The 23,232-nt window shown below is 64.6% G+C and carries 19 protein-coding genes and 1 tRNA gene; 8 read left to right on the plus strand and 12 right to left on the minus strand.

What is annotated here, in order from left to right:
• The first annotated feature begins 122 nt into the window (after window positions 1–122).
• Window positions 123–2,087 (plus strand): acetoacetate--CoA ligase, encoded by a 1,965-nt coding sequence (locus tag ACKTEK_RS01450; protein WP_409163459.1) that lies wholly within the window; start codon window positions 123–125, stop codon window positions 2,085–2,087.
• Here ACKTEK_RS01450 and ACKTEK_RS01455 read toward each other — a convergent pair whose 3' ends face one another.
• From ACKTEK_RS01455 to ACKTEK_RS01465, 3 genes are all read right to left on the minus strand, one after another.
• The gene (locus ACKTEK_RS01455; RefSeq protein ID WP_409163460.1) at window positions 2,088–3,788 is read right to left on the minus strand and encodes an ABC transporter permease; all 1,701 of its coding nucleotides are present in this window, start codon (window positions 3,786–3,788) and stop codon (window positions 2,088–2,090) included.
• 66 nt (window positions 3,789–3,854) lie between these two features.
• Window positions 3,855–4,913 carry a Fe(3+) ABC transporter substrate-binding protein gene (locus ACKTEK_RS01460; RefSeq protein WP_409163461.1) on the minus strand — a complete coding sequence of 353 codons (1,059 nt, stop codon included), beginning with the start codon at window positions 4,911–4,913 and terminating at the stop codon, window positions 3,855–3,857.
• Window positions 4,914–5,179: 266 nt separating this feature from the next.
• Window positions 5,180–8,725, minus strand: coding sequence for an ATP-binding protein (locus ACKTEK_RS01465; protein ID WP_409163462.1), 3,546 nt, complete (start codon window positions 8,723–8,725; stop codon window positions 5,180–5,182).
• Between the two features lie 413 nt (window positions 8,726–9,138).
• On the opposite strand from ACKTEK_RS01465, the gene ACKTEK_RS01470 reads away from it, so the two are divergent.
• Together ACKTEK_RS01470 and ACKTEK_RS01475 are read left to right on the plus strand one after the other, a co-directional pair.
• The gene (locus ACKTEK_RS01470; protein ID WP_409163463.1) at window positions 9,139–9,633 is read left to right on the plus strand and encodes a phasin; all 495 of its coding nucleotides are present in this window, start codon (window positions 9,139–9,141) and stop codon (window positions 9,631–9,633) included.
• Between the two features lie 197 nt (window positions 9,634–9,830).
• Window positions 9,831–9,907, plus strand: a tRNA-His gene (locus ACKTEK_RS01475).
• A 37-nt stretch (window positions 9,908–9,944) separates the two neighbouring features.
• Here ACKTEK_RS01475 and otnI read toward each other — a convergent pair.
• Window positions 9,945–10,724, minus strand: coding sequence for a 2-oxo-tetronate isomerase (gene otnI / locus ACKTEK_RS01480; protein WP_409163464.1), 780 nt, complete (start codon window positions 10,722–10,724; stop codon window positions 9,945–9,947).
• 277 nt (window positions 10,725–11,001) lie between these two features.
• On the opposite strand from otnI, the gene ACKTEK_RS01485 reads away from it, so the two are divergent.
• Window positions 11,002–11,379 carry a hypothetical protein gene (locus tag ACKTEK_RS01485; RefSeq protein WP_409163465.1) on the plus strand — a complete coding sequence of 126 codons (378 nt, stop codon included), beginning with the start codon at window positions 11,002–11,004 and terminating at the stop codon, window positions 11,377–11,379.
• A gap of 5 nt (window positions 11,380–11,384) precedes the next feature.
• Here ACKTEK_RS01485 and ACKTEK_RS01490 read toward each other — a convergent pair whose 3' ends face one another.
• Both ACKTEK_RS01490 and ACKTEK_RS01495 read right to left on the minus strand, forming a co-directional pair.
• On the minus strand, window positions 11,385–12,323 hold the full coding sequence (locus ACKTEK_RS01490) for an AEC family transporter (protein ID WP_409163466.1): 939 nt from the start codon (window positions 12,321–12,323) through the stop codon (window positions 11,385–11,387).
• Window positions 12,324–12,326: 3 nt separating this feature from the next.
• Window positions 12,327–13,478, minus strand: a complete 1,152-nt coding sequence (locus tag ACKTEK_RS01495) for an acyl-CoA dehydrogenase family protein (protein WP_409163467.1) — start codon at window positions 13,476–13,478, stop codon at window positions 12,327–12,329.
• Window positions 13,479–13,688: 210 nt separating this feature from the next.
• On the opposite strand from ACKTEK_RS01495, the gene ACKTEK_RS01500 reads away from it, so the two are divergent.
• Window positions 13,689–14,603: a DMT family transporter gene (locus ACKTEK_RS01500; protein ID WP_409163468.1), complete on the plus strand. Its 915-nt coding sequence runs from the start codon at window positions 13,689–13,691 to the stop codon at window positions 14,601–14,603.
• Here ACKTEK_RS01500 and ACKTEK_RS01505 read toward each other — a convergent pair.
• From ACKTEK_RS01505 to ACKTEK_RS01530, 6 genes are all read right to left on the minus strand, one after another.
• A complete protein-coding gene (locus tag ACKTEK_RS01505) occupies window positions 14,570–15,214 on the minus strand; it encodes a hypothetical protein (protein WP_409163469.1) in 645 nt (214 codons plus the stop codon). The genes ACKTEK_RS01500 and ACKTEK_RS01505 overlap by 34 nt on opposite strands.
• Before the next feature lie 17 nt (window positions 15,215–15,231).
• A complete protein-coding gene (locus tag ACKTEK_RS01510) occupies window positions 15,232–15,843 on the minus strand; it encodes a thioredoxin family protein (protein ID WP_409163470.1) in 612 nt (203 codons plus the stop codon).
• A 62-nt stretch (window positions 15,844–15,905) separates the two neighbouring features.
• Window positions 15,906–16,577, minus strand: a complete 672-nt coding sequence (locus ACKTEK_RS01515; protein ID WP_409163471.1) for a lactate utilization protein C — start codon at window positions 16,575–16,577, stop codon at window positions 15,906–15,908.
• A complete protein-coding gene (locus ACKTEK_RS01520; RefSeq protein WP_409163472.1) occupies window positions 16,574–18,010 on the minus strand; it encodes a LutB/LldF family L-lactate oxidation iron-sulfur protein in 1,437 nt (478 codons plus the stop codon). The genes ACKTEK_RS01515 and ACKTEK_RS01520 overlap by 4 nt, the downstream gene beginning before the upstream one ends.
• Window positions 18,011–18,020: 10 nt before the next feature.
• Window positions 18,021–18,545: a DUF6653 family protein gene (locus ACKTEK_RS01525; protein WP_409163473.1), complete on the minus strand. Its 525-nt coding sequence runs from the start codon at window positions 18,543–18,545 to the stop codon at window positions 18,021–18,023.
• A complete protein-coding gene (locus tag ACKTEK_RS01530) occupies window positions 18,542–19,384 on the minus strand; it encodes a (Fe-S)-binding protein (protein ID WP_409163474.1) in 843 nt (280 codons plus the stop codon). The genes ACKTEK_RS01525 and ACKTEK_RS01530 overlap by 4 nt, the downstream gene beginning before the upstream one ends.
• 334 nt (window positions 19,385–19,718) lie before the next feature.
• Here ACKTEK_RS01530 and ACKTEK_RS01535 point away from each other — a divergent pair, with 334 nt between their 5' ends.
• From ACKTEK_RS01535 to ACKTEK_RS01545, 3 genes are all read left to right on the plus strand, one after another.
• Entirely contained in the window at window positions 19,719–20,762 is a 1,044-nt protein-coding gene (locus ACKTEK_RS01535) for a TRAP transporter substrate-binding protein (protein ID WP_409163475.1), read from the plus strand.
• Between the two features lie 121 nt (window positions 20,763–20,883).
• Window positions 20,884–21,855 (plus strand): TRAP transporter small permease subunit, encoded by a 972-nt coding sequence (locus tag ACKTEK_RS01540; protein WP_409163476.1) that lies wholly within the window; start codon window positions 20,884–20,886, stop codon window positions 21,853–21,855.
• The gene (locus ACKTEK_RS01545) at window positions 21,852–23,231 is read left to right on the plus strand and encodes a TRAP transporter large permease subunit (RefSeq protein WP_409163477.1); all 1,380 of its coding nucleotides are present in this window, start codon (window positions 21,852–21,854) and stop codon (window positions 23,229–23,231) included. The genes ACKTEK_RS01540 and ACKTEK_RS01545 overlap by 4 nt, the downstream gene beginning before the upstream one ends.
• Window position 23,232: the final 1 nt, after the last annotated feature.

Consider the following 23,232-nt stretch of genomic DNA (forward strand, 5'->3'; position numbering starts at 1 on the left):
TGCGAAGGGTGGGATTGAAACAGTGGCAGGCTTGGCCCGCGTTCGTCGCATTGGAACATCACCGTGACCTGTGGCATGACGAAGGCTGGTATTTCTGACCCATTCCTGCCGAAGGCCACGCCATGACCGACAAGCCCCTGTGGACGCCCAACCCGGAAACGGCCGGGCAAACCCGGCTTGCGCAATTCATGCGCGAAATCGAAGGTGAAACCGGTGCCACGTTCGACGGTTATGCCGACTTCCACAAGTGGAGTGTCGAGAACCGCGAAGCTTTCTGGTCGCACCTGTGGAAATCCTGCGGCGTGGTGGGGGATGCCGGTGACCGGGTCATCGCCGAGGACACCATGCCCGGCGCCGTGTTCTTCCCGGGCGCGAAACTGAATTTCGCCGAGAACCTGCTGGCGCCTGCCAGGAATGGCGATGCGAGCCGCGATGCGCTGGTCTTCTGGGGTGAGGACAAGGTGCGCCGCCGCATGAGCTGGGGCGAACTGTCCGATCTCGTGTCCCGGCTCCAGCAGGCCCTGAAGGCGGCTGGCGTCGGACAGGGCGACCGCGTTGCCGCCATGATGCCGAACATGCCCGAGACCATTGCCGGGATGCTGGCGACGGCGTCCATTGGGGCGGTCTGGTCATCCTGCTCGCCGGATTTCGGCACGCGCGGCGTTCTCGATCGTTTCGGCCAGATCGAACCGAAGGTGCTGATCGCGTGTGACGGGTACTGGTATGCGGGCAAGCGCATCGAAGTGAAGGGCAAACTCGTCGAGATCGTCGACAGCCTCTCAACCCTGAACGCGGTCGTGATCGTCGATTATCTCGAACAGTCCGATGCGGTGGCGGGCGCGCTCAAGGGCGGCAAGAGCCTGTCTGCCTTCATCGAACCGTTCAAGGCGAGCGCTCCGGAGTTCAACCGGCTCCCGCCGGAGCACCCGCTCTACATCCTGTTTTCCAGCGGCACGACCGGCATCCCGAAATGCATCGTGCATTCCGCCGGCGGCACGCTGCTCCAGCACGTGAAGGAGCATCGCCTCCAGTGCGACGTGCGCCCCGGCGACCGGGTGTTCTACTTCACCACCTGTGGCTGGATGATGTGGAACTGGCTCGTCAGCGGCCTGGCGGCCGGCGCGACGCTGCTGCTCTATGACGGCTCGCCCTTCCACCCGGACGGCAACATCCTGTTCGACTATGCCGACGCCGAGGACATGACGCTGTTCGGCACCTCGGCGAAGTTCATCGATTCGGTGCGCAAGGCGGAATTGCGCCCCGTCGAAACCCACAAGCTGTCCAGCCTGCGCCTGATGACGTCGACCGGCTCGCCGCTGTCGCCGGAGGGTTTCGTCTTCGTCGGCGAGGGGATCAAGCCGGGCCTGCAGCTCGCCTCGATTTCCGGCGGCACGGACATCGTCGCCTGCTTCGTCGGCGGCAACCCGATCAGCCCGGTCCATATCGGCGAAATCCAGGGCGCGATGCTCGCCATGGCGGTCGAGGTCTGGGACGAGGACGGCAAGCCCATGCGCGAGGGCAAGGGCGAACTGGTCTGCACCCGCGCGTTCCCTTCCATGCCCATCGGCTTCTTCAACGACCCCGACGGGGAGAAGTACCGCTCCGCCTATTTCGACCGCTTCGACGGGGTGTGGTGCCACGGCGACTTCGCCGAGTGGACCGAACATGGCGGCATGATCATTCATGGCCGCTCGGACGCCACGCTCAATCCCGGAGGCGTGCGCATCGGCACCGCCGAAATCTACGCCCAGGTCGAGCAGATGGAGGAGGTGCAGGAAGCCCTCGCCATCGGTCAGCAGTGGGAAGACGATGTGCGCGTCGTGCTGTTCGTGCGGATGGCAGACGGCATTGAACTCGACGACGCGCTGCAGGCATCGATCCGCAAGCGCATACGTGAGGGCGCTTCGCCGCGCCACGTCCCGGCCCGCATCGTCGCGGTCGCCGACATTCCGCGCACCAAGTCCGGCAAGATCACCGAGCTTGCGGTGCGTGACGTGGTGCATGGCCGCGAGGTGAAGAACAAGGAAGCGCTTGCCAACCCGGATGCGCTGGAGCTTTACCGCGACATCGCGGCGTTGAAGGCCTGATCAGGCCCGCGCCGCGCCCCGCTCGCCGGTTTCCGGCGTGCCGTGCACGAGGTCGCGGCTCTCCGAGCGGCCAACCAGCAGGATGACCGGCACCAGCCCCGCCGCCACGATGGTGAGCGCAGGCAGGGCGGCATCCTCGAACGCGCCGCGCACGGTCGTCTGGTAGACGAGCGTTGCCAGCGTATCGAAGTTGAAGGGCCGCAGCAGCACGGTTGCCGACAGCTCCTTCAGCGTGTCCACGAAGACGAGTAGCCCGGCGGTTGCCACGCACTTTCGCATCAATGGCGCGTGCACTTCGCGCAGCGTCTCGCCCATGGTGCGGCCAAGCGTGCGCGCGGCCATGTCCATGTGCGGCGAGATCTTGCCAAGGCCCGCTTCCACGGTCCCGAACGAAACGGCCAGGAAGCGCACGGTGCAGGCATAGACGATGGCTGCACCCGATCCCGTCAGCAGCAGGCCGGTGGCAAGCCCGAACCACTGGCGCATCTGCCCGTCGAGCCAGTTGTCGAATCCGGCGAGGGGCACCAGCACGCCGATGGCCAGCACCGTTCCGGGCACCGCGTAGCCGAGCACCGCGATCCGCCCCAACATGGCCGCGACGGGTGATGCGGACAGCCGCCCGGCATAGGCGAGCAGCAGTGCCGTGCCGACTGCGACGAAGGCCGTTGCCAGCGACAGGACCAGCGAGTTCCCAAGCGCTGCGTGGAGCACCGGCGAACCAAGGTCCGACAGCCGCCGCGAGGCGAAGTCGATCAGGATCCAGCCGGGCAGGAGAAAGCCGAGGAAGACGGGAAGCGTGCAGGCCGCGGTGGCCCCCCAGGCGCGCAATCCGATCAGCTTCACCCGCCGCGTCGGCTCCACGTTGCGCGCGCTTGTATCGAACCGGCGCCTTGCGCGCGCCACGCGCTCGGTGACGACAAGCGCGGCCACGATCACCAGCATGATCGCGGAAATCTGCGCTGCCCCGGCAAGGCTGCCGCGGTTGAGCCACGTGTCGAAGATGGTGAAGGTCAGCGTCTTCACGCCGAGCAGTTCCACCGCGCCGATGTCGTTGAGGCACTCCATCATGGCCAGCGTCACGCCCGCGACGATGGCCGGGCGCGCCAGCGGCAGCGCCACGCCGAAGAACGTGCCAAGCGGCGTGCGGCCCAGCGTGCGCGCGGCGTTCAGCACGCCGGAGGACTGCATCAGGAACACGATGCGCGTAGTCAGGTAAACGTAAGGATACAGCGCCGCCGACATGATGAGCACGGCACCGGGCAGCGTGCGAATGTCCGGCGACCAGTAGTCGCGCACGCTCGTGTAGCCGCCGACGGCGCGGATCGCGGTCTGCAGCGGACCGGTGAAATCGAAGAATTCGATATAGGCGAAGGCGGTGATGTAGAGCGGCATCGCCAGCGGCAGCACCAGCGCGACTTCCAGCACGCGGCGGCCCGGAAAGCGGCAGGTGCTGACAAGCCATGCCGCGCCGACGCCAAGCGTGGCGGAGAGCAGGCCGACACCCGCCATGAGCAGCACCGTGGTGCGCACCGCGCGCGGCAGGACCGTTTCGAGAAGGTGCGGCAACGTGCCTTCGCCGTCGCCCATCACGGCAAGCACGAAGATCGCCACGATCGGCATCGCGGCGAGCGCGACCAGAACCCCGGCAGCCAGTGTCAGCGCCGGGCGGGGTCCGAGAAGTGCGCGGGTCGTGTTTGCCATGGCTTCAAATGCAAACCGGGGCGCATGGATGCGCCCCGGCAGGTTGTTGCGTTGTCTGGATCAGCCTCAGGAGGCCGGGCCGTTGTCGAAGCCGACCTTGTCGACCAGCTCCGAGGCAACCTTGCGCTTCTCGGCAATCTCCGACAGCGACAGGGAGTCCGGCTTGATCTCGCCCCAGGAGGCGACGAGATCGCTCGGCGCGACGCCCGGCTTCACCGGGTACTCGTAGACCTGCTCGGCATAGACCTGCTGGGCTTCCTCGCTGGAGAGGAACTGCATCAGCTTGAGCGCGCTTTCGCGGTTCGGCGCGTTCTTGGCCATCGCCATGCCCGACACGTTCACGTGGGTGCCACGGTCGTCGTTGTTGGGGAACAGAACCTTGATGGCCTTGGCCCAGTCCTGCTGCTCCGGCTCCTTCTCGTTCGTCATCATGCGGCCGACGTAATAGGTGTTGCCGATGCCGATGTCGCACTCGCCGGAATAGATGCCCTTGGCCTGCGCGCGGTCGTTGCCGTTGGGCTTGCGGGCGAGGTTGTCACGCACGCCGGCGAGCCATTCCTCGGCCTTCTCTTCTCCAAGGTGGGCGACCATCGAGGCGAACAGGCCGATATTGTAGGAGTGCTGGCCGGAACGGATGCAGATCTTGCCCTTCCACTTCGGGTCGGCAAGCTCCTCGTAGGTGATGGAATCCTGCTCGACCCGCTCGCGCGAGGCATAGACGACACGGCCGCGCGTCGTCAGCGCAAACCAGTTGCCATCCGGGTCGCGGAATTCCGCCGGGATGTTGGAATTGATCGTCTCGTCGTCGATCGACTGGGTAACGCCGGCCTGCTCGGCCTCGTCGAGGCGGCCGATATCGACCGTCAGGATCACATCGGCCGGCGAATTCTCGCCTTCCGCTTCCATGCGGGCCACGAGGCCCTTCTCGATGTAGACGGCGTTGGTCTGGATGCCGGTCTCTTCGGTGAACGCATCGAGCAGTGGCTTGATGAGCTGCGGCTCGCGGTAGGAATAGATATTCACTTCCTCAGCTGCGCTGGCAGGCGCGGCATCGGCAAGAAAGGCGAAGGAGACGGCAGAGATAGCTGCGACGGCAAAAGCCCGCCGCGCGGTGTGGATTTTCATGGTTTCCTCCAATCAATGGGGTTCAAGGCCCCACCACCACAGGAATGAATTGAGCGATGCGTGATCGCTGGGCGGATAATGCCGCATTGCCCCCGCCCGTCAAGACCAAATCGATGTATAGATTGGAATCGTTCGAATATAAGCCGCGCCAGTCGTGTTTAGAATCGTTCTAAACACTGTCTATACTTGGATATCATCAGTAAAAATCGGTCATACACAAAAGTAATGGCAAACGAGCCGATTGTTACCGGCTCATTGTCTCGTGGTTACTCTGCCAGAACCCGGGTCGAGGGAAACGCCACCTGCGCCAAAGTGCCGCCGTCGGTCCGGCTCTCCAGCGAGAAGACTGCGCGGTTGGCTTCCGCCAGCGCCTTGGTGAGCGGCAGGCCGATGCCGGAACCGCCGCCTTCGCGCTGGCTTGCCGGCTTGCGATAGGGCTGCATCGCGGTGGCGATATCTTCAGCCGACATGCCCGGGCCGGTGTCGCGTACCTTAAGGTGCACTTCGCCGGTCTCGGTGTAGACGGTCGAGACGATGATCTGGCCGGACGCCGGCGTGAACTTCACAGCGTTGGAAATGAGGTTCAGCAGGATCTGCCGGATCGAGCGGATGTCGGCGACAATCGCCGGCAGGTTCGCGGCAAGGCTGGTGCGCAGGATCACGCGCTCGCGGTTCGCCTGCCCCTGCATGATCGCCACGCATTGCTCGACAACATCGTTGAGCTGCACCTGGGAAAAGTCCATGTCCATCATGCCGGTCTCGGCCTTGGACAGGTCCAGGTAGTCGTTCAGCAGGCTCATGATGTGTTCACCGCTAGCCTTGATGTCCTTGGCGTAGTCCCGGTAGCGGTCATTGCCGAGCGGGCCGTACTGCTCGTCGAGCATCACATCGGCGAAACCGACAATGGCGTTGAGCGGCGTGCGCACCTCGTGGCTGACCTTGGCCAGCACGTCGGAATGGCTCTTGTCGCCGGCATCCGGCGCGGCGGGCGTTTCAGCCTCGCTCTCGGTTTCGGGCCCGGTCTCGTTGCCGTCCGTCCACTGGGTGATGTCGCGCAGGACGGCGCAGAATTTCTGGCGCTCGCCGATGCCCACGTGGCCGATGGTGAGGAACAGCGGAATGTGGCCGCCGCCCTTTTCCACGCCGTGGATCTTGCGCCCGTCGTTGAGAACGCTGGCGACGCCGTTTTCCAGCAGCCCGTCGAGATACTCCTCGATGGTATCGCGCTCGCTCTCCTCAAAGAGCGTGGCGAAATGCGCGCCGCGAATTTCCCGTCCGTCCAGACCGAACAGGGCTTCCGCCGAACGGTTCATGGAGATGATGTCGCCGTCCTCGTCGAACAGCACGACGCCATCGGTCGCGGTGTCCAGGATGTCCTTCAGTTCGACAAGCTCGGACTCAAGGTCCGCGATGCGGGACTCGCTGTCGGAGCTGAGGCGTTCGCGCGCCGTCAGCAGCAGGGCAGGTCCGTCGATCCACGGCGCAAGTTGCAGGCGCGCGTCGAGCTCGATGGGCAGCCCGTCGCGGGTGATGCCCGCAAGCATCCGCTTCCCCGGCTGGCGGGTGTCCGCAAGGCTCTCGAACAGCGTGTGGATGCCGCCGGCAATCTCAAGGTCGTCCAGGTCGGCATAGCCGAACAGGTCGAGCATCGCGCGGTTGGCATAAAGCGGCTTCTCGTCTCGCAGGAACATCAGCCCGAAGGGCAGCCGCTCGATCAGCGTGACGAAGTCATTGGCATCCTCGGCGCGCCCGCGTGCAAGCCGGTTGCCGGCAGCGGCACCGGCAAGGCTGCCAGCAGCGATGGCTGCGTTGGAAACCGCCTCGCTGGGTGTTTCCGGCGTGGTGTCGTTGTCGTCCGACGCGCTGTCGGCGTCCGGACTGAACCCTTCAAGGGACTCGTAGGACCGGCCTATGCGCGCGACATTGTCCGTCCCGGTCGGCTCCTCGTCGGCATCTTGCGCGTCTTCATCCACTGCGAGCGTCAGCACGTCTTCGAAGATGTCATCGTCGTTTTCATCGTCGATGGCTGGTGCCGGTTCGCTGTCGGCAACGGATGTGTCTTCCGGCGGCACGCGGCCGTTCAGCCGCTCGGCGATCTGCGCAAAGGCGCGCTGGTCGTTGTCGTCGAGGCGGTCCGGGGTAGCCGGTGTCGTGCGGCGCGGCAGGTCTTCGGACCGGTCCATGTTGAGCCCGGCTGCAACCGCGCCGGCGCCACCGGCAACCAGCGGCAACAGGGAGGGGGCGTCGTCGGTCTCGTCCGCGACCGGCGCGTCGTTCGTCTCCGTGGTCTCGTCTGCATCCGAGACTCTGTCGACGTCGCCGTCGACATCGTCGTCGCTTTCGATCGAGGCTTCCTCGACGCTGTCATCATCTTCGGTGACACTGGCCATCGGCGCATCGTCTGCCGGCATGTCATCGACCTCGGACGCAGTTGTCTCGGAGGGTGGCGTCACGTCCCCGGCGTCCGTGGCCGTGTCTTCGGACGCCTCGATCTTCTCGATCTCGCCTTCGTCTGCGCCCAGAACGCCAGCACTGGCGGCAACCCCTGCGCCCGTGATGGCAGCGGTCCCGGTGTCGAACGGTTCGGCGGTCTCGTCTTCTTGCCAGTCGGATGCACGTTCACCGATCACGGCAAAGCCGCGAAGCCCCTCGTATCCGCCGGACCCGTCCAGCAGCGGCAGGCCAGCGATCTCGACGTGAACGGGCGCGCCACCGTCCTGCGCCTGCCACAGAACCTGCACGGCGTTGAACGTGTCGCGGTGCTCGATGGCATCGACGAAGCTTGCCAGGTCCCCGGTCAGCAGGTCGTCGAGGCTGTCGCCGTCGCCGCCGGCAAGTCCGGTTTCGGAAATGTCGGGATCGGTCGACTTGATCCGGGCCTCGGAATCCAGCGTGAAGCGGAAGCGCGTGCCGGGCTGCGCCACGGCAATTGCGTCGCGCGCGTCGTCTTCGCGCGCGTCAATTTCATCCTCAGTGGCGGCGTCGGCACTGGCAGTCAGCTCGGCGCGTTCAGGCGGAGCCGCGACAGGTGCCGCAGGGCGCGCGTCAGGGGTGCTGGCGCTGCTCGCGGCCGATCCGAAACCGAGTCCGGCAACAACCTTGCGCGCGGCACCGGCGATGGACGACATGCCCTTTTCCTGGCGTGCGGGCAGGTCCTCGATGCGCGGTTCCGGCGCGGGTTCGGGTTCCGGCTCGGGCTCGGGTTCCGGGGCTGAAGCCAGCGACGCGCCTTGCGGCGCGGCGAACAGTTCCAGGTCACCGTCTTCCAGTGTCAGCGTGAACAGTCCGTCCGCTGCGCGCAGTTCGTCGTGCCCGGCGATATCCTCGCTGCGGGCGGACGGGTTGGCATAGAGCCGCTCGCCGTTCTTGTCGAACAGGACGACGGGGCGCGGATCGTCGTCGAATGCAATCGCTGCCTTGTCGGCAATCGTCAGCTCGCTGCCCGGCGCGGCTGCGGCCATGGCATAGACGTTGGGCTGCGGCGCGGGCGCGCTCACGCGCTGGCACATGAAGGGCAGGGTCACGGCGCGGGAGCCGACGAAGAAGCGCAGCATCTCGATGCGCGCCGACCCGCTCAGGTCTTCCGCCGAGGCGAGCTCTTCCAGCCGCGCCTTGGCCGGGCCGCGCAGCGACGTCTTTCCATCCACGAGCGCACTCACGTTGTGCGCGCGCAGGAATGCTGCAGCGGAGGGGTTGGCGATCACGATCGATCCGTCCTCGCCGCCGACCAGGAAGGCCGGGCTGTCGGCAAAGAACAGGTCGCTGATCGGCGAAGTCTCGCCAAGACCGGACAGGATGTCGATGATCGACATGGGCCGTGAACTCCAAACTGTATCAGCGCACGCGTCACTGCCGCTTCCCGCAGTCGCGCGCAAACTCGAAAACACAAGATTCCGGCCTCGGCCCCCCCGACCGGTTTTGACGCACCGCCGCAAACGGCTCGCCTGACAGGGGCGACTATAGGCCCTGTGGGCTTTTTTCGTCCACCACCGGCACGCCTCGGTAAGGATTCATTTACGTCTTGGTTAAGCGCCGAAAAGGGGGTGCCTCACCTAAATGATTGACTCGCCTAGATTATTGTGCAGCGCAATATTTATGTTGCAATGCACAATAACATGACCTAAATTGTTAAGTGTCGGACGGATGAGCGCGACAGGCGCTGGCAGCGCCACGCGGCCTTTCCGAACCGAACACGACCACGACGCGGACCACCAAGGAGACAGATATGACCCAGAAGGCAAAAGTGACCGTCGAAACTCCGAGCTTCCCGATGTTCGAGATGCCGAAGTTCGACATGCCCAAGTTCGACATGGACGCGATGGAAATGCCCACCGCGTTCCGCGAGATGGCCGAGAAGGCCGTTTCCCAGGCGAAGGTTGCCTACGACCGCGCCAAGCTCTCTGCCGAAGAGGCCACCGAAGTGCTCGAGGACACGTTTTCCGCGACCTCCAAGCACGCCAATGACCTCAACAAGCAGATGCTCACCAACGCCAAGACGAACATGAATGCCACGTTCGACCTGGCCGAGAAGATGTTCGGCGTGAAGACCGTCGCCGAGGCCGTCGAGATTCAGTCCGAGTTCGCGCGCAAGCAGTTCGAAACGCTGACCTCGCAGGCCAAGGATCTGCAGTCCAAGAGCCAGAAGGCGATGGAAGCCTGCTCGAAGCCGGCCAAGGACAGCGCCGCCAAGGCGATGGAACAGGTCAAGACCGTCAACTGATCGGTTGACCGTCTGGCGGGGTTCATCCCCGCCGATGACAAACAAGCCCGGACGCGCCCCACGCGTCCGGGTATTTTATTGTGTGCACCGGATCGGTGTCGGGTTCGGGCTTAAGCGACGCGCACCCGCTTGATTTGCGCCCCTGAAAGATTGTAGAGGGAAGCCCTCGCGGGCCTGAGGCCTGCCGATGAAACCGTGCCGCCTTAGCTCAGTAGGTTAGAGCGCTAGATTGTGGATCTAGAGGTCCCCCGTTCGATCCGGGGAGGCGGTACCATTTCCCCCTTCAGTCCTTCCCGACCCGCCGCGGCGCTTCAGCGCCTGTAGGGCTCGAACCAGTCGAGGCTCTCCTTGGTCGTCGTCAGCGGCTTGTACTCGCAGCCGATCCAGCCCTCGTAGCCCATGCCGTCCAGCATCTGGAACAGGTAGGGGAAGTTGATCTCCCCGGCGCTCGGATCGAGGCGCTGCGGCGGGTTGGCGATCTGAATGTGGGAGATGATGTCGAGGTTGTTGTTGATCCCGTGGATCAGGTTCCCCTCCATCATTTGCCGGTGATAGACGTCGAACTGGAGTTTCAAGTTGTCGGCGTCGATGGCCTCGATCACCCGCCGGGCCTGCTGTGTGCGCGACAGGAAATAGCCGGGCATGTCGCGATGGTTGATCGGTTCGATCAGCAGCGTGATGTCGTGCAGCTTCAACTCGCTGGCGGCTTGCGAGAGGTTGCGCATGTAGACAGACATGGCGATGTCTGGATCGATCATCGGCGACATGATGCCGGCCATGGCGTGCAACTGCTTGCAGTCGAGCACCTTGGCGTACTCGATTGCAGCCGAGACCGAGCGCTCGAAATCCACTTCCCTCCCCGGAATGGCCGCGATGCCGCGCTCGCCGGCTTCCCAGTCGCCGGGCGGCAGGTTGAACAGCACGACCTTCAGCCCGTGCGTCTCGATTTCGGTGAGCAGCAGCCCGGCATCCTGCGCGTAGGGAAACAGGAATTCGACCGCCCGGAACCCGGCCATGCGGGCCGCAGAAAACCGCGCCTTGAATGGCAGTTCATTGAACAGCATGGATAGGTTGGCCGCAAATTTCGGCACGCTTGCCCCCTGGTAACGTGTGAGCGCGCCCGCCAGCGCGCCAGATTCGCCGCCGACTATAACACTGCTTGGCCAGGTCGCGCCGCGCCGATGGCTTTGCGCAGGATCAAGCAACCCGGCACCATTTTCAGCTTATCTGCCGCGATGATATGCTGTGCATGCGATATGGCTCTTGCTCTCCACGACCTGTCGGGACGCGACGGGGAACCGGCCTGCGCGCCAGCGCGTTGCGACGGTTCGAACACGGCACGTGCCACGCATCCTGAAGGGAGTGACCATGACGAATTCGCGATTGAGCCAAGTCCGCCTGAACCTGGCGCGAAACCACGACTATCCCGGTGGCAGTTCGCAGCATGGCTACGAGTTCGTCGCCCCGCTTTCTGAAGACGGCCACATCGATGCGGACGGCTGGAAGAAACACCGCGACCAGTGCCGCGTGCGCCGTTTCTGGGAAGGTGAGCCCGATGACGTCGGCCACCTGGTGCATCGTCCCGGCGGCAGCTGGGCCTTCACCTACGATATCGACGGCGACGATGACGACGAGGCCGGGTACCGCTTCGGCGCGCACACCTTCAATGTCGGAGACTACGTGTCCATCAAGGACGAGGACGGCGAGCTGCACACCTTCCAGGTGGTGACGGTTGACGAGCTATAGGCCGCTCAGCCCTGCTGTTGCAGCGCCCAGGCGAGCACCGCTGAGACGCTGGCGACCGAAAGCACGGTCGAGATGAGAACGGCGGCCGACACGGGGCGCACGAACACGCCGTAACGTTCGGCAATGACGAAGACATTTCCCGCAACCGGCATGGCCGCGATCAGCACCGTGATCGCGGCAGCGCCCTGTGGTGCGCCAAGCAGCAACAAAATCCCGAATATCAGCAGCGGGTGAACGGCAAGCTTCAACGTGGTTAGCAGCGCGATGGAGCTTTTCGATCCCGCAGCCTGTTTGGTGGCGAGTGACGCGCCGAGCGCGAACAGCGCAACCGGGCTTGCAGCGCCGCCGAGGAAACTTGCGAACCCGTCCAGCCAGACCGGCATGCCGATGCCGCTGACCGACAGGATGACGCCGGTCATGATGGCGATGATGAACGGGTTGAAGACGACGCTGCGCGCCGTATCGAACGCGCTTGCGCGCTCTGTTTCGTTCTTGTGGCGTTCGAGGATCCCGAGCGACAGCGGGATCAGCACGATGAGGTCGACGAGCAGTGCGGCGACCAGAGGCCCGATAAAGGCATCCCCGAAGGCCGTGATGCCCAGCGGAATGCCGAGAAAGCCGATATTGCCGACGGACGAGGCCTGACCTGCCAGCGCGCACTCGCCGGCTGCCGCCCCCTTGCGCACCAGCGGTAGCACGAAGAAGCCGATTGCGAAGATGGCGATGCCGGCGATCAGCCAGCCCAGGAATATCCGTCCGTCCACGATGGCGAAAATGTCCTGTCGCGCCAGCGCACCGGCGATGAGCGCCGGCATCGCGAAATAGAAGGCAAACAGGTTGAGGTGGCTGACGGCTTCCTCCGCCATGAAGCCGGACCGCACCGCCAGGTAGCCCAGCGCACAGACGGCGAAGAAGGGCAGGGTGACGAAAAGAACGTCGGTCACGCGTCAGGCCGCCGCGAGAATGTTGCGGGCGATGATGAGGCGCTGCACCTCCGAGGTGCCCTCGTAGATCGTCGTGATGCGGGCATCGCGCGCGTATCGTTCAAGCGGCAGGTCGGCGATGTAGCCCGCGCCGCCATGCAGTTGCAGGGCGGTGTAGGTTGCCCGCTGCGCGGCTTCGCTGGCGTAGAGCTTGGCCATGGATGCGGCCTGCGCGAACGGCTGCCCGGCATCCTTCAGGTGGGCGGCCTTGGCAATCAGCAGGCTGGCGGCCTCAAGTTCCGTTTCCCGGTCCGCGATGGCCCACTGGATGCCCTGCATGTCGGCGATCTTCCGCCCGAACTGCTCGCGCTCCTTCACGTAGGCGATGGCCGCTTCCATCGCCGCGCGCGCGATGCCGAGCGCAAGCCCGGCAATGCCGATGCGCCCGCCAGCCAGTTCTGCAACCGCGATGCGGAACCCGTCATTCTCCGCGCCCATGATGGCGTCTGCCGGAATGCGGCAATCGTCGAATCGCACTTCGCAGGTGGCAGACCCGGTCTGTCCCATCTTGCGCTCAGGCGTGCCAACGCTCATGCCCGGCGTCCCCGCTTCCACCAGGAAGCAGGAGATGCCCTTGCCCTTCGGCGCGTCCGGGTCGGTCACCGCCCACACGACGAAGATGCCGGCATAGCTGGCGCTGGTGATGTAGAGCTTTACGCCGTTCAGCACCCAGCCGTTGCCGCTCTTCTGAGCCCGCGCCTTCATGGCGGACGGATCGGAGCCGGCACCGGATTCCGTCAGGCAGAACGCGCCTGCCGGATAGGTGCCATCGGCAAGCTTGGGCAAGTGCGCCTGCTTCTGCGCCGCACTGCCGCAGGCCTGGATGACCTCGCCGACGAGATTGGTGACGCTGGTCGTCACCCCGGTCGAGGCGCAGGCCCGGCCGAGTTCTTCGGTCGTGGCAGCAAAGGCGGCGGTGCCCGCGTTCGTTCCGCCGTATTCCTCCGAGACGTTCAGCGACATGAAGCCGTTTTCCGCCAGCAGCTTCAGGTTGTCGAGAAAGGCATCGCGGCTCTCGCCGCGGTCGAGCGCAGCCGCCACCGGTTCAAGGCGCTCGCGCGCGATGCGCCGCGCCGTCTCGCGGATCATGGAAACGTCTTCGCTCTCGGTGAACATTCCGCGCCTCGTGACTTGGTCCTCGCAATTTGGAGCATGCTGGCGGCGGCAAGCGCAAGGGCCGCCGCGACAGGGACGACATGCGAGAATCGGGTGGTTGGTTCGCGTCGGTGCAGCTATTGGAGTGCTTGCCAAAACACGGACGTGAAGTGCCAGCCGATGCCAGACAGATCGACACCGTCGCCATACGACACTACCGGGCAGACAGCCATGTCGATGCGCAACTGGACCTTGCTTGTGTTGCTTTCCGTCATCTGGGGCGGGGCGTTCTTCTTCGCCAAGGTGGCGGTGTCCGAACTGCCACCCTTCACGGTGGTGCTGTGCCGGGTCGTGCTTGCGGCGCTGACGCTGCACCTGGTGTTGCGGCTGCGCGGCATCGCCTTCGTGGCGTCGGCGCGCTGGCCCGCCTATGCGGGCATGGCGGTCCTCAACAACGTCATTCCCTTCTCGCTGCTGTTCTACGGCCAGACGCAGATCGGCGCGGGACTTGCCTCCATCCTCAACGCGACGACGCCGGTCTTCGCGGTCATTGTCGCGCACGTCTTCACGGCGGACGAACGCATCACCGGCGGCAAGGCGGCCGGTGTCGCGCTCGGCATCGCGGGTGTCGCGGTGCTTGTGGGTCTCGATGCGCTGAGCGAGATCGGCAACAATATCGCCGCCCAGGTCGCCTGCCTCGGTGCGGCTCTGAGCTACGGTTTTGCAGGTGTCTTCGGGCGCAGGTTCAAGGGCGATGCGCCCGTTGCCAGCGCGGCAGGGCAGGTGACGGCCTCCAGCCTCATCATGCTGCCGGTCGTTTTCATCATCGACCAGCCGTGGACGCTGCCGGTCCCGGGCATCGAGGTGATCGGCGCCGTCACGCTGCTCGGCATCGTGTCGACGGGCATCGCTTACATCCTGTTCTTTTCGATCCTGCGGTCCTCGGGCGCGACCAACGTCATGCTGGTGACGCTGCTGGTGCCGGTCACGGCGATCCTGCTCGGCGCGGCGGTACTGGGCGAGCGGCTCGCGCCGAGCGACCTCGCCGGCATGGCGCTGATCGGGCTGGGGCTGGCGGCGATCGATGGGCGGGCGTGGCGTCGGTTTGCCGGTCAGCCGGTCGCGGTGCGTAGCAAGGGCCGGTAACCGGCATCGAGCGCGCCGAGCGCCAGCGGCGGTGTGACAAGCCGCAGGTCAGACAGCAGTGCTGGCGACACCGGTTGAGGCCCCCAGCCGAAATCCAGCCACGGATAGGCTTCGCCACCGGAGATGACGAAGGCACGGTCTGCAGACGCAACGACGGTCCCGTCCGGCAGGCGGCTTTCCGGCACAACGGTGCGGCGCTCCCGCGGCGGGACAAGCCGCTCTGCATGTAGCCGCTCGTCCATCCACCCGGCATCCGGCGTGGCGGTGAGCCCGAATGCGCGGCGCACCGCGTCCGCGAATTTCACCGCCTCGTGCCGCCGGCACTCGAAGCAGGGCCTGTGTCCGGCGGCCAATGCGCTGGCCTCGTCGTGGAAGAACAGTTCGGTATAGCCGTCGCCCCACACGGTGCGCTGGCGATCCTTGAAATCAAGCCGGCAACATATCCACCGCTTGCTGGCCCAGCGGCGGGCGGAAAGCTGCCGTGTTTCGGGGTGGTGGAAGCGTCCGCCGCGATTGCCCATCATGGCGCCGCGCGCTGGCGTACCGATAATGTCTCCGAACGGGGTGACGCGGTTCTGCAGGCCCGTGGCGGATGTTGCGGGTGCGTCCATCTCCGGGTCTCCCGTGGCTACCAGACGTCGGGCTTTTCGCCGCGCGTTTCGTAGTCGGCGAACTTGTCCTGCAGGAAGCGCTGGAAGCTCATGTCCTTGTGTTGGCCGCCTGCCACGAACTCGAACATCGACACGAAGTGGAACGGCTTGAAGTAGCCGGGCATCCGCGCGGCCTCCAGCATCCGCCCGCCCTGGGTGCCGTCGGCTTGCGTATCCTCAGCAAAGAAGGAAATCGTCGGCGTGAAATTGACGCCCCAGCGCTGCGCCAGCTCGCGTTCCTCTATGGCTTCGCCGTCGAAGTCGGTGACCTCGCGCGAACCCCAGATATCGAGCTGGACGAAATTGAAATGCGGCAGGATCGTATCGAGCACCTTCTGGCTCGACAGGTTCACCTCGTGCATTTCCTTGCAGTAGGGGCAGCCGCGCTGTTCGAAGAAGACAGCAAGTCCCTTGCCCTCGGCCTGCGCCTCGGCGAGGTCCTCGCCAAGGTCGAGGAAAGTGTCGAGAAAGAAGGGCTGCGTGTGAAGCCCGTTGTCCCCGACTGTGGCCGCGCTTGCGTCGCGTGGCAGAAGCGGCGCGGCTGCAAGCGCCAGGGCGGCAGCACTAAAGATGCGTCGGTCGATCGGCACAGCAACCTCCATGGGTTGGCGAAGTCGGGGCCGATCCTAACCGATTTCTCCGATAGCGCGAACTAGCCCAGGATCATCACGTGCAGCTTGCGCGGGCCATGCGCGCCCAGTAGCAGCGTCTGCTCAATGTCGGCGGACCGCGATGCGCCCGTCACCAGGTTGAACGTGCGCGGCATCTCGCCCTTGCCAAAGGTCTCGCGAAGCCGCGCGAAGACCGTCTCGTAGTCTCCAGCAATGTCCTCCGCCCGGATGGCGATGATGTGGGTCTCGGGCAGGAAGTTGATCGTCGTCGGGTTCGAGGGGCCGGACGCCAGCATCAGCGTGCCGGTCTCCGCGACGCCGCCGAAGGCGCGCGACAGGCCGACGGCCTCGGTGCCGTCCGCCGGACCGATCTTGACGTCGACGGTGGACGCCTTGTCCCACGGCAGCCCGGAGAGAAGGTCGTCCTCACCGCGCACGATCTGCGGCGGCAGGTTGTGGCTCTTGAGGAAGTCCGCCACCCGCTCCGGCAGGTCGTTCGGCTCCGATAGCCGCTCAACCGTGGCGCTGACGTCTTCCAGCATCTTGGCAAACAGCTTGATGCGCTTGTCGTCCGGCAATTGTCCGCGCGCGGGGATAAGGCCGCGCGGCGCAGAATTGATCCGGTTCTCGACGCTCGCAAGCCGTGTCTTGTCGCCGGGCTGCGCGTGAAGCGAGCGGCGCACCGTGGCGAGGATCGTCTCGCGGCTGTTCATCGCGCGGCTCCCTTCGCGGCGCGCTGCTTGTCCGCCCACTGTTGCTGGAACGTCTTGCCCTGCGGCGCGGGCAGGTCGCGATACTTGGTCCAGCCGCCAGCCAGCGGCCACCACTTCAGTGCGCCCGTCTTGCGTCCGGCGAACGACATGGCGCGCATGCCGATCCCGGTCATGAACCTGTAGAGACGCGGCCGGCGCGCGGCATAGGCCCAAGCCTTCAGGCCCCAGCGCTGTGTTGCCGGCGACAGGTGGCGTTCGAACTCGCGCTCGCGCCAGTGCCGCATCATCTTCGGCAGTGGAATGCGCATCGGGCAGACGCTTTCGCAGCGCCCGCAGAAGGTCGAGGCATTGGGAAGTTGCCCGCCCTTGTCGACGCCGATCAGCGATGGCGTCAGCACCGAACCCATCGGACCGGGATAGACCCAGCCATAAGCATGGCCGCCGACGGCGTGGTAGACCGGACAGTGGTTCATGCACGCGCCGCAGCGGATGCAGCGCAGCATGTCCTGGAACTCCGAGCCGAGCATCGCCGAGCGCCCGTTGTCGAGCAGGATGACGTGGTACTCGTCCGGGCCATCGGGGTCCTCCGCTCGCTTCGGGCCGGTGGAGAGCGTGGTGTAGACCGAGAACTCCTGCCCCGTGGCAGAGCGCGCCAGCACGCGCAGGATCTGGCTCACGTCTTCCAGCGTCGGCACGACCTTTTCCAGCGAAGCCAGCACGATGTGGACGCGCGGCAGGATCTGCGTCAAATCGCCGTTGCCCTCGTTGGTGACGATGATCGAGGTGCCTGTCTCGGCCACCAGGAAGTTTGCACCCGTGATGCCGACATCCGATGTCAGGAATTTCTCGCGCAGGATGCCGCGCGCTTCCGCCAGCAGCGTCTCCGGCTCTTCCAGCTTGCGGTCGGCGGGAAGCGATGTGTGGACACGGCGGAAATCGGCCTCCACCTGGTCGCGGTTAACGTGGACGGCCGGCGCGATGATGTGGCTTGGATGCTCGCCGCGAAGCTGGATGATGTATTCGCCGAGATCCGTTTCGACGACTTCCTGGCCGTTGGCCTCCAGCGCCGGGTTGAGCGCAATTTCCTCCGAAATCATGCTCTTGCCCTTGGTCACGCGCTTGGCGTTCACCGACTTGCAGATGTCGAGGACGACGTTGCGCGCCTCTTCCGCATCTGCCGCCCAGTGCACCTTGCCGCCCGCCGCGGTGACGCGCTCCTCGTAGCGTTCGAGGTAGAGGTCGAGATGAGCCAGCGTGTGGTTCTTGATGTCGCGCGCACTGTCGCGCAGGTCGTCGAATTCCGGCAGCTTGGCGACGGCCTTGGCGCGCTTCTCGATGAAGCCCTTCTCGACATTGCCGAGCGCGCGCTGCAGGTCGGCATCCGCCATCGCGCCGCGCGCATTGTCCTTGAAGCTGGTCGATGTGATCTGCATCGCGTCCTCGTCAGTGCCCGGCCGCTTGCCGGTTGAGCCAGCCCTCATAGGCCGGGCTCTTGGATTTCATGTCCTGGTAGAGCCACACCATCCGGTCGCAGAACCAGAGTTTCGCGGCCATGGAGATCGCGCAGCCCGCCACAACCGCCCAAGGCTCGCGCACGATGAGACCGTAGATCGCGAACGGCAGGCCGAGCGATGAAAGCGCCGTCAGAATGCGCGCTGCCGCTTCGTGGTGGACGGGAATCGGGATTGCCTCCCGGTTGAGCCAGACGCGCTCCCCGAAGGTCGCCCGCGAAGCCCAGTTGTCGTGGTTCATCGGTGGTGGAAAGGCGCGCGGGTTGATGAATGTCCACGCGATCAGCAATCCCGTGGGGATGAGGCACCACAGGCCGATCCACCAGTAGCTGTAGAGCGCCAGCAGCAGCGCCGGCAGCACAGGCACGCGCGTCCACACGCTCAGCGGGTTGGCATGGCGCGCCCACGTGGCGTCGCTCATCGCCATGCTCCGCTCGATGCCGCGGCCGAAGTTCACGACGGCTCCCAGTTCTCGTCGTCGGTGCCGGCAATCGGGGGGTCGTCGGTCATGCCCGCAAGCACTTCGGCAATATGGCGAACCTCGACCTTCAGGCCTTCGCGCTTGAGCTTGCCCGCCATGTTCATCAGGCAGCCCATGTCGCCCGCGCACAGGGTCTCGGCCCCGGTTGCTGCGATGTTGGAGGCCTTCTTGGCGACCATCGTGTTGGAAATGTCGGGGTACTTCACGCAGAAGGTGCCGCCGAACCCGCAGCAGACTTCGGAATCCTTCATCTCGGCAATCTTCACGCCGGCATTTTCCAGCAGGCGGCGCGGCTGGCGCTTGATATCGAGTTCGCGCAGGCCCGAGCAGGAGTCGTGGTAGGTGATGGTTTTCTCGTAGGGCGCGCTCTCGCGCATGTCCGCGACGTCGTGCAGGAACGACACCAGCTCGTGAGTCTTTGCCGACAGCGCGTCTGCGCGCGGTGCCCACTGCGGATCATCCGACAGCAGTTCCGGGTAGTGCTTCTTGATCATGCCCCCGCACGAGCCGGACGGCACGACGACGTGGTCGTAGTGCTCGAAGGCGGCGACAACCTGCCGGGCGATTTCGCGCGCGGTGTGGCGGTCGCCGGAATTGAAGGCCGGCTGCCCGCAGCAGGTCTGTTTCGCCGGAACCTCGACGCGTCCTCCGGCATCCTCCACCAGCTTCGCGGTGGCAAAGCCGACGCTGGGGCGGAACAGGTCGACAAGGCAGGTGACGAACAGCGCCACGCTGTCTCCGGCGGCAAAACCGCTGGCGCCGTCCTCGATTTCTGCGGATTTCGGGATACGTGCTGCGCTCTTGCGCCTGGCCATTTCGCTCAACCGTTCACTCGTCTCGGGCCCAATTGATCCCACGCTCGCCGCAAAACCTCAAGCACGGCGACGGGTTGGCGCCCTTCCAACAATGCATACATTGCGCATACGGAAAGTGGACTGTAGTGTTTTGGCGTCGGTTTGCTGATGCCGGGCCAAAAAAGCTCAAAAACGGGGAACACGTCCGGCTTCGGAAAATCGGAATGGCTTGAAATGGATCGTATCCGGGCGGCGCGCACGTGTCGTGTGGCCGCGAAATTCCGTTTCGGGAAACTGGCGATCAAGCCGGTCAGGCGGTTGGCCAACAAACCGCACCGGCGTCGGGAGGAAAACCATGAAGAAACTTCTCGCCACATCCGTGGTATCGATGTCCCTTGCTCTTGGGGCAGGTGGTGCGGCAAGTGCCGCGACTGCCATCGACTGGGATATGCAGTCGACCTACGCTTCCTCGCTCACCCAGCTTGGCACCATGGGCAAGGTCGTCTCCGACCGCCTGTCCGCGATGTCCGATGGCGAAGTGAACATCAAGTTCCAGGAGCCCGGCGCCATCGTGCCGGCACTCGAAACGTTCGACGCGGTGTCGTCCGGCGCGGTGCAGGCCGGCTGGTCCACACCCGGCTATTGGACGGGCAAGGACACCTCGCTCGCTCTCTTCGCCGCCGTGCCGTTCGGCCCCTCGGCGGGTGAATACTATGCGTGGTTCAAATTCGGCGGCGGCAAGGAGCTGTTCGACGAGATCTACCACCAGTACAATATCCACTCGGTCATCTGCGGCGTCATCGCGCCGGAAGCGTCCGGCTGGTTCCGCAAGGAAATCAACTCCGTCGATGATCTGAAGGGCCTCAAGATGCGCTTCTTCGGCCTCGGCGCGAAGGTGATGCAGAAGCTCGATGTCTCCACCCAGCTGCTTGCTGGCGGTGACATCTTCCCGGCTCTCGAACTCGGCACGATCGACGCCACCGAGTTCTCCATGCCGGCCATCGACCTGAAGCTCGGCTTCTACCAGGTCGCCAAGCACTACTACTTCCCTGGCTGGCATCAGCAGTCGACCATGTTCGAACTGATGATCAATCTCGACGAGTGGAACGCGCTGGACGACAGCACCAGGGCGATGATCGAGACGGCCTGCGAAGCCAACTTTGCCTATGGCCTGGCCGAAGGTGAGGCGATCCAGTTCTCCGCGCTGGAAGAGCTTCAGGAAAAGGGCGTGAACATCCACTCCTGGCCCCAGGAAATGCTCGACACCCTCAACACCACCTGGCTCGAGGTCGTGGAAGAGGAAAAGGCAGCCAACCCCAGCTTCACCAAGGTCTGGGAATCGCTGTCGGCATTCCGCGAGAAGTACAAGCTCTGGAAGGACCTCGGGTACCTGAAATAGGCCCGGCCCTGACAACTTGATGCTCTGGCCCCGCGTCGGTCTCAACCGGCTGACGCGGGGTCGTTTCGGAGTGCGGTAACGGCGGGTTTCCCGTCTTCCGCTCGCGGGGGGAAACGGCTCAATGGCAAACATCCTGGCGGTTGCCGGCCTTGTGCTGACCGTGGCGTCGCTGCTGGTCGCGCATCCACTGGCAAACATACTGCTTGGCGTGGCGCTGCTTTGTATTCTGGCGGCAGGCGTGCTGCGCGCGCGCGGCGCCCTCGTCATCATCGCGCTGGTCGCGGTGGCGGCGACATTCCTGACATCCTCGGACGGGTTCGGCCAGTTCCTGAAGGATTATGCGGGCGTCAATCCGCGCGGCTTCTGGCGCGGCAATTCCGAGCTCGTGGCGCTGGCCGCGGCTTTCATCATCATCGCGCTCTACATGGTGTTCGCCCGCATGGGTGCGGAAGGCTGGCCACGTTACGTCGTCGACACCACCCGCGACCTCGACCGCATCGTCGTCGGCGTCGGGCGCGTGGCCGCGTGGCTCTTCGTGCCAATGATGATCATCATCTTCTACGACATTTCCCAGCGAAAGATCATCGAGTGGGACAACGACTTCGTCACCTCGGTCTTCTTCCTTGATTCCAACAAGCTCCAGGAACTGGAGTGGCACCTGCACGCCACGCTGTTCCTGCTGTGCCTGGGCTATGCCTACGTGAAGGACGCCCATGTGCGCATCGAGCTGGTGCGCGACCGCATGTCGAACAACGCACGCGTCTGGATGGAACTGCTCGGCGTATGCCTGTTCCTGCTGACCTACTCGTTCCTGATCGTGAAGTTCGGCTACACGTTCGCCGAACGCTCCTGGAAGATTTCGGAAGTGTCGTCTGCCCAGACCGGTCTGACCCATCGCTGGATCATCAAGGGCATGATGCCGATCGGCTTCACGTTCCTCTTCATGGCCGGTCTGTCGGCTGCCTTCAAATGCATGGTGTACCTGTTCGGCCCGAAGGAACTGCGGCCGGAGGTGGATGAATACGCCATGACCCACCACGCCGACCTCAGACCCATCGAGGAAGAGATCCAGCCTGACGGGAGCACCCCATGACCTTCGTCGAGGCACTGCCGCTTCTGATGTTCTTCGCGCTGGGGACGATGCTGTTCACCGGCTTCCCCGTCGCCTTCATCCTCGGTGGCATCGGGCTGGGCTTCGCGTTCCTCGCGCAGGAACTCGGCGCCTTCAACATGGCCCGGCTCGCCATCCTGCCCAACCGCATCTTCGGCGGCACGATGGAAAACCCGGTCCTCGTCGCCATCCCCATGTTCATCTACATGGGCACGATGCTGGAGAAATCCGGCGTTGCGAAGGACCTGCTCAACTGCCTGCAGGTCCTGACCCGGCGTGTACCCGGCGGGCTGGCGCTCTCGGTCACGCTGATGGGCACCATCATGGCGGCGACCACCGGCATCATCGGGGCCTCGGTCGTCATGATGACGCTGCTCGCCCTGCCGGTGATGATCGAGCGCAACTACTCGCTGCCGCTGGCAACGGGCACCATCGCCTCGTCGGGAACGCTGGGCATTCTCATTCCGCCCTCGATCATGCTCGTCATCATGTCGGACCTGATGTCGATTCCCGTGGGCACGGTCTTTGTTGCGGCGATCATTCCCGGCCTGCTGCTGTCGGCGCTCTACAGCGGATACATCCTGATCCGCTGCGCGACCAATCCGTCGCTTGCCCCGCCGTTGCCCGACGATATCGGGCCGAAGACGCGCGGCGAGTTCTGGCTGATGATCGTGCGCAGCTTCGTGCCGCCGGTGCTGCTGATCACCATGGTGCTCGGCTCGATCTTCGCCGGCATCGCGACGCCGACGGAAGCCGCCGGTGTCGGCGCGGTCGGCGCGACATTGCTGGCGATCTTCAACCGGCAGCTGTCCTTCGCCGTGCTGCGCGAGGTGTGCGAACGCTCGGCCCTCACCACCGGCATGCTGTTCGGCATCTTCGTCGGCGCGACGTGCTTTTCGCTGATGTTCCGCTTCCTCGGCGGCGAGGCGCTGATCGACGAGTTCATCCTCCACATGGGCGTCGGCTCGTGGGGCATCCTCTTCGTGCTGATGGGAATGATCTTCGTGCTTGGCTTCTTCTTCGACTGGATCGAGATCACGCTCATCGTCCTGCCGGTCTTCGGCCCGGTCGTCAGCAAGCTCGATTTCGGCACCCACCTTGCGGGCTTCGAGGGTATCAGCGAGGTAGCGCTGATCTGGTTCACGATCCTCGTCTCGGTGAACCTGCAGACCAGCTTCCTGACGCCGCCATTTGGCTTCGCGCTGTTCTACATGAAGGGTGTCGCGCCGCCGCAGGTAACGATCCAGCACATCTACAAGGGCATCATTCCGTTCGTTCTTCTCCAGCTCGGTGGCCTGGCCCTGTGCATCGTGTTCCCGGCAATCGTGCTGTGGTTGCCGATGAAACTGCTGATGTGAC

This window comes from Tepidamorphus sp. 3E244 (assembly GCF_046159835.1).
In the GTDB taxonomy this organism is placed as follows: domain Bacteria; phylum Pseudomonadota; class Alphaproteobacteria; order Rhizobiales; family Tepidamorphaceae; genus JACKJK01.

Excerpts from the sequence above, each read along its gene's own strand:
- ACKTEK_RS01450 (WP_409163459.1), top strand. The coding sequence starts at position 123 with ATGACCGACAAGCCCCTGTGGACGCCCAACCCGGAAACGGCCGGGCAA.
- ACKTEK_RS01455 (WP_409163460.1), bottom strand. The coding sequence starts at position 3,788 with ATGGCAAACACGACCCGCGCACTTCTCGGACCCCGCCCGGCGCTGACA.
- ACKTEK_RS01460 (WP_409163461.1), bottom strand. The coding sequence starts at position 4,913 with ATGAAAATCCACACCGCGCGGCGGGCTTTTGCCGTCGCAGCTATCTCT.
- ACKTEK_RS01465 (WP_409163462.1), bottom strand. The coding sequence starts at position 8,725 with ATGTCGATCATCGACATCCTGTCCGGTCTTGGCGAGACTTCGCCGATC.
- ACKTEK_RS01470 (WP_409163463.1), top strand. The coding sequence starts at position 9,139 with ATGACCCAGAAGGCAAAAGTGACCGTCGAAACTCCGAGCTTCCCGATG.
- ACKTEK_RS01485 (WP_409163465.1), top strand. The coding sequence starts at position 11,002 with ATGACGAATTCGCGATTGAGCCAAGTCCGCCTGAACCTGGCGCGAAAC.
- ACKTEK_RS01495 (WP_409163467.1), bottom strand. The coding sequence starts at position 13,478 with ATGTTCACCGAGAGCGAAGACGTTTCCATGATCCGCGAGACGGCGCGG.
- ACKTEK_RS01500 (WP_409163468.1), top strand. The coding sequence starts at position 13,689 with ATGTCGATGCGCAACTGGACCTTGCTTGTGTTGCTTTCCGTCATCTGG.
- ACKTEK_RS01505 (WP_409163469.1), bottom strand. The coding sequence starts at position 15,214 with ATGGACGCACCCGCAACATCCGCCACGGGCCTGCAGAACCGCGTCACC.
- ACKTEK_RS01515 (WP_409163471.1), bottom strand. The coding sequence starts at position 16,577 with ATGAACAGCCGCGAGACGATCCTCGCCACGGTGCGCCGCTCGCTTCAC.
- ACKTEK_RS01520 (WP_409163472.1), bottom strand. The coding sequence starts at position 18,010 with ATGCAGATCACATCGACCAGCTTCAAGGACAATGCGCGCGGCGCGATG.
- ACKTEK_RS01530 (WP_409163474.1), bottom strand. The coding sequence starts at position 19,384 with ATGGCCAGGCGCAAGAGCGCAGCACGTATCCCGAAATCCGCAGAAATC.
- ACKTEK_RS01535 (WP_409163475.1), top strand. The coding sequence starts at position 19,719 with ATGAAGAAACTTCTCGCCACATCCGTGGTATCGATGTCCCTTGCTCTT.
- ACKTEK_RS01540 (WP_409163476.1), top strand. The coding sequence starts at position 20,884 with ATGGCAAACATCCTGGCGGTTGCCGGCCTTGTGCTGACCGTGGCGTCG.
- ACKTEK_RS01545 (WP_409163477.1), top strand. The coding sequence starts at position 21,852 with ATGACCTTCGTCGAGGCACTGCCGCTTCTGATGTTCTTCGCGCTGGGG.